The following is an 8717-nucleotide window of genomic DNA, read 5'->3' on the forward strand; positions in this document are numbered from 1 at the left end:
GTCTCAGGCCAGCTGCCCCGCTGCGATCGTGGGGCCATGGGTGAACCGGTGGAGCGGGGCGAGAGGCGCTGGCTGCACCGTGTCGCGACGACCGTCTGCCGGGATTCGGAGGGGCGCGTTCTCGTACATCGGAGGCAGGAGGGCGTGTCCCGGTTTCCGGGGCAGTGCAACTGGCTGATCGGCGGCGCCGCGGAGGTCGGGGAGTCGTACGAGGAGGCGGCGGCGCGTGAACTCACCGAGGGCGAGTTGCGGGAGGCCTTCGGGCAGTGGACGTTCGTCGAGGACGGGGTCGATGCCTTCAGGCGTTACGTGGCCCGGCCGGTCCCCGGTCGGTCGGGGCGGCAGTGTTCCTCCAAGTAGTCCGCCGCCACGGCGCTCGCGCGGGTGAACCAGTCGTTGAGGAGGGCGACTTCGGCAGGGGAGTAGTCCGCCATGAGTTTCGTGAGGCGGGCCTGGTACGGCTCGTAGACCTCGAGGACGCGGGCGACCGCGTCGGGGCGGGCGGCTACGCGGATGCGGCGGCGGTCGGTCGGGTCGGGGCGGCGGGTGATGTAGCCGGCGCGTTCCAGGCGGTTGAGGATGCCGGTGACCGCGCCGGTCGTGACGTGGACGCGGGCTGCCAAGTCGCCTGCGGTGAGGAGGTTTTCGCCGGCCTCCATCACGTAGGCGAAGGAGGTGAGGTCGGTCACGCTCATGCCGACCTGCTCGGCGATCTCGTGCTGCCCGACCAGGTGGGTCGCGATGAGGTGGTCCATCGCCGACAGTGCCTGCTCCGGCGTTGCGGCCGCACGCGGCTTGGCTGGCATTCCCCATTCCCTTAGTTCGTGAGAGGTTTGGGCCCTGCATGGCTGGGTGGTGAGGGGTTCGGGGTGCGCCCGGGAGTCCTCGGTGTGATGAGGGGGCAGCGCGTGAGCGCACATCAGTATGACCACGGGCACACGTTCGCGGGATGGGTCGGCTGCGCGATCGGTAGCGTCGCGGCCGGTGTGGCGGGTGCCGGGGTGGTCCTGGTCTCGGGCCTGCTGATCGCCGGTGGGGCAGCCATCGGGGTCGTGGCTCTGCTCGTCACCTGGGCGCTGCACCTCGCCGGGTGGGGCAAGGGGCCCGGCCTCCGGCCCCGGGCGGAGTGGGGCTGGCGGGTGCGGGACTCGTCGGCGCCGGGCGGGCACGAGGAGTGCCTGGGGTGCCGGCTGGCCGGGCGGCGGCCGGTGCGTGCGGCCGGAGTCGTGCCCGTGCAAGCGGCTGGGGAGAGGGATGCCTCTGCTGCCGTCGGGGCCGATTCCGTGAGGTGACCCCCTTCTTCCTGTCCCTGTCGGCGGCCTGTTCGGCGTCGTACCCGTTGATCGCCCCGGCCGGGCGCCCCGGTGCCGTTGTCAGTGGTGCCCTCTAGTCTCGGCAGAGATGGCACAGGCATGGAAGTGCTCGGGGCTGCGATGGGCGGCGGACGGCCCCGTGCTGGTGTGGCACGGCGGGCGGCGCAGTGCGCTGACCTGGGGGAAGCGCGTGGCCTTCGGGGTCGCGGAGGGGGGCGTGCGGACATGTGTGGGGGCTCGGGGGCATGCGTGTCCGGCGCGGGTGGCCGTGCCGGGGCGGAGCACGGGGGCGCGGTGCGAGGAGTGTGCGCGGCTGGACCGGGCGCACTCGGTGGCCGCCGACACCATCGCGGACGATCCGCGGCCGTATCACGTATATCTGGCGTGGTTCGGGCCCGGCATGACCAAGGTCGGGATCACGGCGGTGGAGCGGGGATCGGCCCGGCTGCTGGAGCAGGGTGCCGTGTGCTTCAGCTGGCTGGGTGCCGGGCCGCTCATGGCCGCGCGGCGTACCGAGGAGCTGCTGCGGGCCGCGCTGGGGGTGCCCGACCGGATTCCCTATGCCGAGAAGCGGGCCGTGCGGGCCGCGTTGCCGCGGGTGGCGGCCGATCGGGCCGGTGAGGTCGCCGAGTTGCATGCGCGGGCGGTGGCGCTCGGGGGGTGGCCGGAGTCGCTGGTGCGGGAGCCGTTGCGGGTTGTCGATCATGTGGAGGCCTTTGGGCTCGCCGGAGTGGCCGGCGCCTTCGGGAGCGTGAGCGAGCTGGTCGCCGGTGGGGTCGTGAGCGGGGAGCTCGTGGCCGCCGCCGGGCCCGATCTGCATCTGGCCACCGAGGGTGGGGTCGTCGTGGTCGATACGCGGTTGATGACCGGGTGGGAGCTGGTGCCCGTCGGAGGCGCGGTAATGACCGTTCCCGTGCGGGAGTTCAAGGAGGAGGCGGGGGTGCAGGAGGGGTTGTTCTGATCAGCCCCTCTTGATGCGCCCCTCTTGATCCGCCCAGCGGACCCACAGCTTCCCCGACACCCCTCACCTCACCGAACTCGGTCATTCCCAGGCGTTCCCTGAGAACCGCCTGTGCGTTTCTCAGGGAATTCACAGGTTGCCGAAAGGGTGCTCTCAGAGGTCCCCGACATCGTGTTCACATGACCACGACCTCGCCCCACGGGCGCACCGAACTGCTCAGGCCGGACGGGAGCCCCGTCCGCGTGCTTGTGGTGGACGACGAGCTGTCGATCACCGAACTGCTCTCCATGGCCCTTCGCTACGAGGGCTGGCAGATCCGGAGCGCGGGGGACGGCCAGGGCGCCGTCCAGACCGCGCGCGACTTCCGGCCCGACGCCGTCGTGCTCGACATGATGCTGCCCGACATGGACGGGCTGGCGGTGCTCGGGCGGCTGCGGCGGGAGCTGCCGGACGTGCCCGTGCTCTTCCTGACGGCCAAGGACGCCGTCGAGGACCGGATCGCCGGGCTGACGGCCGGCGGCGACGACTACGTCACCAAGCCGTTCAGCCTCGAAGAGGTCGTCGCGCGGCTGCGCGGGCTGATACGGCGGTCCGGTGCGGCCGACCGGCGCTCCGACTCCACGCTGGTCGTCGGCGACCTCACCCTCGACGAGGACAGCCACGAGGTGACCCGGGCCGGCGCGAACATCCACCTCACCGCGACCGAGTTCGAGCTGCTGCGCTTCCTGATGCGCAACCCGCGGCGCGTGCTCAGCAAGGCGCAGATCCTCGACCGCGTGTGGTCGTACGACTTCGGCGGGCAGGCCAATGTCGTCGAGCTGTACATCTCGTATCTGCGGCGGAAGATCGACGCCGGGCGCGAGCCGATGATCCACACCCGGCGTGGTGCCGGTTACCTGATCAAGCCCGCGGTGTCATGAGCGGGCGACGACGGACGCGTACGCAGCAGAGAGCGGGCAAGCAGGCGCGAGCGGGCAAGCCGCGCACTCTGCGGTCGCGGCTCGTCGTCGCGTCCGTGGTGCTGATCGCCGTGGTGTGCGCGGTGATCGGGACCGTGACGACCCTCGCGCTCAGGTCGCATCTGTACGAGCAGCTCGACGCGAAGGTCGACGACGCCGGCAAGCGGCTGTCGGGCCCCATGAAACCCGGGGGCGGGAACGACGGGGACGGGCAGGACGGGACCGGGAACTCCGGGAACGGGACCGGGAACTCCGGAAACGGGACCGGGAACTCCGGGAACAGCGCAACCGGAAACTCCGGGACCGGGAACAGCGGGACCGGGAACAGCGAGAACGGGAACTCCGGGACCAGGCAGAGCGCGGAACAGCAGGACGCCGGATCGCAGGACAGGATCACCGGCTTCGCCAAGGGACCCGCGGAGCCGGACACCGTCGCCGCCGAGGTCGGTGCCGACGGCAGCGTCACCCAGGCGGTCTTCGCCCAGGAGACCTCCAACGACAACGGCCCCTTCCAGCGCAACCTGCCCGTCGAGCTCAGCGACGCGCAGAAGGCCGCCCTCGCCGAGGTGCCGAAGACGCGCGGCATGTACACCATCGACATCCCCGACCTCGGCGAGTACCGCGTGCAGTACGTCACCGAAGTCGACGGCAGCGGCGGCTACTACGTCGCCCTGCCCACCGAATCCGTCACCACCACCATCAACACCCTCATCCTCGTCGAGGTCAGCGTCACCGGCGCCGGACTGGTCGCCGCCGCCATCGCCGGCTCCGTGCTGATCGGCGTGGCCACCCGTCCCCTCCGACGGGTCGCGGCCACCGCCACCCGGGTCTCCGAACTCCCCCTGCACACCGGCGAGGTGAACCTCAGCGAGCGCGTCCCCGACTCCGAGACCGATCCGCACACCGAGGTCGGACAGGTCGGTGCCGCGCTGAACCGGATGCTCGATCACGTCCACGGGGCGCTGCACGCACGGCAGCAGAGCGAGACGCGGGTCCGGCAGTTCGTGGCCGACGCCAGTCACGAGCTGCGCACTCCCCTGGCCTCCATCCGCGGATACGCCGAGCTGACCAGACGCGGCAGAGAGGACGTCGGGCCCGACACCCGGCACGCGCTGGGGCGGATCGAGTCCGAGGCCGGGCGGATGACGCTGCTCGTCGAGGACCTTCTGCTGCTCGCGCGTCTGGACGCCGGGCGGCCGCTGCAGTTCGAGCAGACCGACCTCGTACCGCTCGTCGTGGACACCATCAGCGACGCCCGTGCCGCAGGCCAGGACCACAACTGGCGCCTGGACCTGCCCGACGAGCCCGCGCTGGTGTCGGCGGACGCGGCCCGGCTGCAACAGGTCCTGGTCAACCTGCTGGGCAACGCCCGCAATCACACACCGGCCGGTACGACCGTCACCGCGCGGGTGGAGCGGCGCGGGCCGTGGCTGTGCGTGGACGTGGAGGACAACGGGCAGGGCATTCCGGCCGAGTTGCTCCCGCATGTCTTCGAACGGTTCGCGCGCGGCGACTCCGCGCGTTCCCGCAGCACCGGTTCGACCGGTCTCGGCCTCGCCATCGTGCAGGCCGTGGCGACCGCGCACGGCGGTGCCGTGACCGTCGACAGCGTGCCCGGGCGGACCGTCTTCACGGTGCACCTGCCCGCGCTCCCGGCCCAGCCGCAGCCGGAAATGAGCTGGCAACAGCACTCACAGGCACGCCACAGCGTCACCACATCGGTACAACAGGGCGCCTGACGAAAGTCGGTTCCATGCGAACCGACTCTTCTCCCGGCACCCTGCCGGCGCGGGAGCACCTCCCGGCCGCGCCAGCCGGTACGCCTGTCCTGGACGTAGTGATCCCCGTCTACAACGAGGAGAAGGACCTCCAGCCGTGCGTCCGCAGACTCCACGAGCACCTCGTGAGGACGTTCCCGTACGCGTTCCGCATCACGATCGCGGACAACGCCTCCACGGACACCACCCCGCAGGTGGCGGCGCGGCTGGCGGCGGAGATCCCCGAGGTCACCCTCTTCCGGCTGGAGCAGAAGGGCCGGGGCCGGGCCCTGCGGTCCGTCTGGTCGGCCTCCGACGCCCCGGTGCTGGCGTACATGGACGTGGACCTGTCCACCGACCTCAACGCCCTGCTCCCGCTGGTGGCGCCGCTGATCTCCGGCCACTCGGACCTCGCGATCGGCTCCCGGCTCGCCCGTAGCTCGCGGGTGGTGCGCGGCCCCAAGCGGGAGTTCATCAGCCGGGCCTACAACCTCATCCTGCGCGGCTCGCTGCAGGCCCGCTTCTCGGACGCCCAGTGCGGGTTCAAGGCGATCCGCCGGGACGTGGCGCAGGTGCTGCTGCCGCTCGTCGAGGACACCGGCTGGTTCTTCGACACCGAGATGCTGGTGCTCGCCGAGCGCGCGGGGCTACGTATCCACGAGGTGCCCGTCGACTGGGTCGACGACCCCGACTCGACCGTGCACATCGTCAAGACCGCGACCGAGGACCTCAAGGGCGTATGGCGGATCGGCAGGGCCCTCGCCACCGGTTCGCTGCCGCTGGACCGGATCGTCCGGCCGTTCGGGGACGACCCGCGCGACCGCGAGATCAAGGACGTACCGAAGGGCCTGGCCCGCCAGCTCGTCGGGTTCTGCGTGGTCGGCGCCCTGTCCACCCTCTTCTACCTGCTGCTCTACAGCGGCTTCCGCGTCTTCACCGGGTCCCAGGTCGCCAACGCGCTCGCCCTGCTGGTCTCGGCGATCGCCAACACGGCGGCCAACCGGCGGCTCACCTTCGGGGTGCGCGGGCGTGGCGGGGCCGTACGGCACCAGGCGCAGGGCCTGGTGGTCTTCGGCATCGGACTCGCCCTGACCAGCGGCTCGCTCGCGGCGCTCAACGCGGCCACCTCCGAGCCCGCGCACTCCACCGAACTGGCGGTGCTCATCGCCGCCAACCTCGCGGCGACCGTGCTGCGCTTCCTGCTCTTCCGGGCGTGGGTGTTCCCGGACCGGCGCGACGGCGACCCGGCGGTGGTCGCCTCGCACACCCCGGTCCACCCGCTGTCCTCGCCGACCTTTTCCACCGCGCGCCACGACCCGTACGGGCCGCTGCCGCAGCGCACCCCCCAGTACGCGCACGACACCGCCCAGTGGGGGAGGGACGCCACCATGCAGCTCCAGCCGGTGCGCCCGCACGACACCGACCCGAGGGACTCCCGATGACGATCCACTACGACCAGCAGACCGCGGACAGAGACACGAGTGCCGGCGACTGGACCCGGCCGCCGATGCCGGAGGCACCCGCGCCCGGCGCCGGTGAACCGAAGCGGCCCTTCCTGCGACGCCTGTGGCAGGGCCGACCCGAGGACCCCCGCTGGGCCCGCCCGGCCTTCCTCGGCCTGCTCCTGGTGACCACCGCGCTCTACCTCTACGACCTGAGCGCCTCCGGCTACGCCAACTCCTTCTACTCGGCGGCCGTGCAGGCCGGCAGCCAGTCCTGGAAGGCGTTCTTCTTCGGCTCGCTGGACGCGGCCAACGCCATCACCGTCGACAAGCCCCCGGCCGCGCTGTGGCCGATGGCCCTGTCGGTACGGCTCTTCGGACTCAGCTCCTGGGCGATCCTCGTCCCCGAGGTCCTGATGGGCGTCGGCACGGTCGCCGTCGTCTACGCGGCGGTGCGCCGCCGGTTCAGCCCCGCGGCCGGGCTGATCGCGGGCGCGGTGCTCGCGCTCACCCCCGTCGCGGCGCTGATGTTCCGCTTCAACAACCCCGACGCGATGCTGGCGCTGCTGATGGCCGCCGCCTGCTACTTCGTCATCCGGGGCCTGGAGGACGGCCGGACCAAGTGGCTGCTGTGGGCCGGTGCCGCGATCGGCTTCGCCTTCCTCGCCAAGACCCTCCAGGCCTTCCTGATCCTCCCGGCACTGGCGTTGGTCTACGGCGTCTGCGCCCCGGTGACGGTGAAGAAGCGGATCGGCCAGCTCGCGGCGGGCCTGCTCGCGATCGTCGTCTCCGGCGGCTGGTGGGTCGCGATCGTCGAGCTGTGGCCCGCGTCGTCCCGCCCGTACATCGGCGGCTCGCAGAACAACAGCTTCCTTGAACTGACCTTCGGCTACAACGGCCTGGGCCGCCTCAACGGCGAGGAGACCGGCAGCGTCGGTGGCGGCGGCGGAGGCGGCAACGGCGGCGGCGCCTGGGGCGAGACCGGCTGGGACCGGATGTTCGGCTCCTCCATCGGCGGCCAGATCTCCTGGCTGATCCCGGCCGCGCTGATCCTGCTCGTCGCCGGCCTGGTGGCCACGCGGAAGGCCCGCCGGACCTCCGCGACGCGCGGTGCGTTCCTGGTGTGGGGCGGCTCGCTGCTGATCACCATGGTGGTCTTCAGCTACATGCAGGGCATCTTCCACGAGTACTACACCGTGGCCCTCGCCCCCTACATCGCCCCGCTGGTCGGCATGGGCGCGGCGCTGCTCTGGGAGAAGCGCGACAAGGCCTGGGCGTCGCTGACCCTGGCGGCCGCGATGACGGCCACCGCGGCCTGGGGCTACGTCCTGCTCAACCGCTCCTCCGACTACCTGCCGTGGCTGAAGTGGCTCGTCCTGGTCGGCGGTCTGACCGCGGCCCTCGGCCTGATCTTCGCGGGACGGCTGGGCCGTCGACTGGCCCTGGGCGCCGCGGGGCTCGGCCTCGTCGCCGCGCTGGCCGGTCCGGCGGCGTACACCCTCACCACGCTGAACGAGGGCCACTCCGGCTCGATCGTCACCGCCGGTCCGGCGGTCTCGGGCGGTCGCGGCGGCCCCGGCGGTGGCGGCGGCATGGGCGGTGGCCCCGGCGGGGGCGGCTTCCCCGGCGGGGGCCAGAACCAGCAAGGTCAGCAGGGCCAGAACAACCAGCAGGGCCAGGGCCAGGGACAGCCGCCCGGCAATGGCAACGGCAACGGCTTCCCGGGCGGCGGCCAGAACCAGCAGAACCAGCAGGGTCAGCAGGGCCAGAACCAGCAAGGCCGGCAGAACGGCGACGGCCGTATGGGCGGCATGGGCGGCATGGGCGGCGGCGGTGGCGGCATGGGCGGTCTGCTCAACGGCGCCAGCGTCAGCTCCGAGGCCAAGGCGCTCCTGGAGAAGAACGCGGACGACTACACCTGGGTCGCGGCGGCCATCGGCGCCCAGAACGCGGCGAGCTACCAGCTCTCCACCGGAGACCCGGTGATGGCCATCGGCGGCTTCAACGGCACGGACCCGTCCCCGACGCTGGCCCAGTTCAAGCAGTACGTGGCGGACGGAAAGATCCACTACTTCATCAGCTCGGGCAGCGGGGGCGGCATGGGCGGCAGCAGCGACGGCACGTCCTCCCAGATCACCTCCTGGGTGGAGTCCACGTTCAAGAAGGTCACGGTCGGTTCGTCCACCTTCTACGACCTCACGCAGAAGGCGAGCGGCTGACAGTCACCAGCAAGGCCGGCAGAACGGCGACGGCCGTATGGGCGGCATGGGCGGCATGGGCGGCGG

Annotated in this window: 8 protein-coding genes; 7 read left to right on the plus strand and 1 reads right to left on the minus strand. The window is 71.7% G+C overall.

Going from position 1 to position 8717, the window contains the following annotated elements; genetic code table 11:
• Positions 1–36 precede the first annotated feature (36 nt).
• Positions 37–360, plus strand: a complete 324-nt coding sequence (locus ACFT4A_RS27850) for an NUDIX domain-containing protein (protein WP_382834993.1) — start codon at positions 37–39, stop codon at positions 358–360.
• Here the strand turns inward: ACFT4A_RS27850 and ACFT4A_RS27855 are convergent.
• A complete protein-coding gene (locus ACFT4A_RS27855) occupies positions 306–806 on the minus strand; it encodes a MarR family winged helix-turn-helix transcriptional regulator (RefSeq protein WP_382834996.1) in 501 nt (166 codons plus the stop codon). The genes ACFT4A_RS27850 and ACFT4A_RS27855 overlap by 55 nt on opposite strands.
• A 102-nt stretch (positions 807–908) precedes the next feature.
• Between ACFT4A_RS27855 and ACFT4A_RS27860 the strand changes: the two genes are divergently transcribed.
• From ACFT4A_RS27860 to ACFT4A_RS27885, 6 genes are all read left to right on the plus strand, one after another.
• Positions 909–1292 carry an HGxxPAAW family protein gene (locus tag ACFT4A_RS27860; protein WP_382834999.1) on the plus strand — a complete coding sequence of 128 codons (384 nt, stop codon included), beginning with the start codon at positions 909–911 and terminating at the stop codon, positions 1290–1292.
• Between the two features lie 109 nt (positions 1293–1401).
• Complete coding sequence (locus ACFT4A_RS27865) at positions 1402–2274, plus strand: DUF2797 domain-containing protein (protein WP_382835001.1); 873 nt, start codon at positions 1402–1404, stop codon at positions 2272–2274.
• A 179-nt stretch (positions 2275–2453) separates the two neighbouring features.
• Complete coding sequence (locus tag ACFT4A_RS27870) at positions 2454–3194, plus strand: response regulator transcription factor (protein WP_382835004.1); 741 nt, start codon at positions 2454–2456, stop codon at positions 3192–3194.
• On the plus strand, positions 3191–4972 hold the full coding sequence (locus tag ACFT4A_RS27875; protein WP_382835007.1) for a sensor histidine kinase: 1782 nt from the start codon (positions 3191–3193) through the stop codon (positions 4970–4972). The genes ACFT4A_RS27870 and ACFT4A_RS27875 overlap by 4 nt, the downstream gene beginning before the upstream one ends.
• A 14-nt stretch (positions 4973–4986) precedes the next feature.
• Positions 4987–6432: a glycosyltransferase gene (locus ACFT4A_RS27880; RefSeq protein WP_382835010.1), complete on the plus strand. Its 1446-nt coding sequence runs from the start codon at positions 4987–4989 to the stop codon at positions 6430–6432.
• Complete coding sequence (locus ACFT4A_RS27885; RefSeq protein WP_382835013.1) at positions 6429–8651, plus strand: ArnT family glycosyltransferase; 2223 nt, start codon at positions 6429–6431, stop codon at positions 8649–8651. The genes ACFT4A_RS27880 and ACFT4A_RS27885 overlap by 4 nt, the downstream gene beginning before the upstream one ends.
• Positions 8652–8717 lie beyond the last annotated feature (66 nt).

The sequence above is a fragment of the Streptomyces sp. NPDC057099 genome (genome assembly GCF_042671245.1).
GTDB classification, from domain to species: domain Bacteria; phylum Actinomycetota; class Actinomycetes; order Streptomycetales; family Streptomycetaceae; genus Streptomyces; species Streptomyces purpurascens.

Excerpts from the sequence above, each read along its gene's own strand:
- ACFT4A_RS27855 (WP_382834996.1), bottom strand. The coding sequence starts at position 806 with ATGCCAGCCAAGCCGCGTGCGGCCGCAACGCCGGAGCAGGCACTGTCG.
- ACFT4A_RS27880 (WP_382835010.1), top strand. The coding sequence starts at position 4,987 with ATGCGAACCGACTCTTCTCCCGGCACCCTGCCGGCGCGGGAGCACCTC.
- ACFT4A_RS27870 (WP_382835004.1), top strand. The coding sequence starts at position 2,454 with ATGACCACGACCTCGCCCCACGGGCGCACCGAACTGCTCAGGCCGGAC.
- ACFT4A_RS27865 (WP_382835001.1), top strand. The coding sequence starts at position 1,402 with ATGGCACAGGCATGGAAGTGCTCGGGGCTGCGATGGGCGGCGGACGGC.
- ACFT4A_RS27875 (WP_382835007.1), top strand. The coding sequence starts at position 3,191 with ATGAGCGGGCGACGACGGACGCGTACGCAGCAGAGAGCGGGCAAGCAG.
- ACFT4A_RS27885 (WP_382835013.1), top strand. The coding sequence starts at position 6,429 with ATGACGATCCACTACGACCAGCAGACCGCGGACAGAGACACGAGTGCC.
- ACFT4A_RS27850 (WP_382834993.1), top strand. The coding sequence starts at position 37 with ATGGGTGAACCGGTGGAGCGGGGCGAGAGGCGCTGGCTGCACCGTGTC.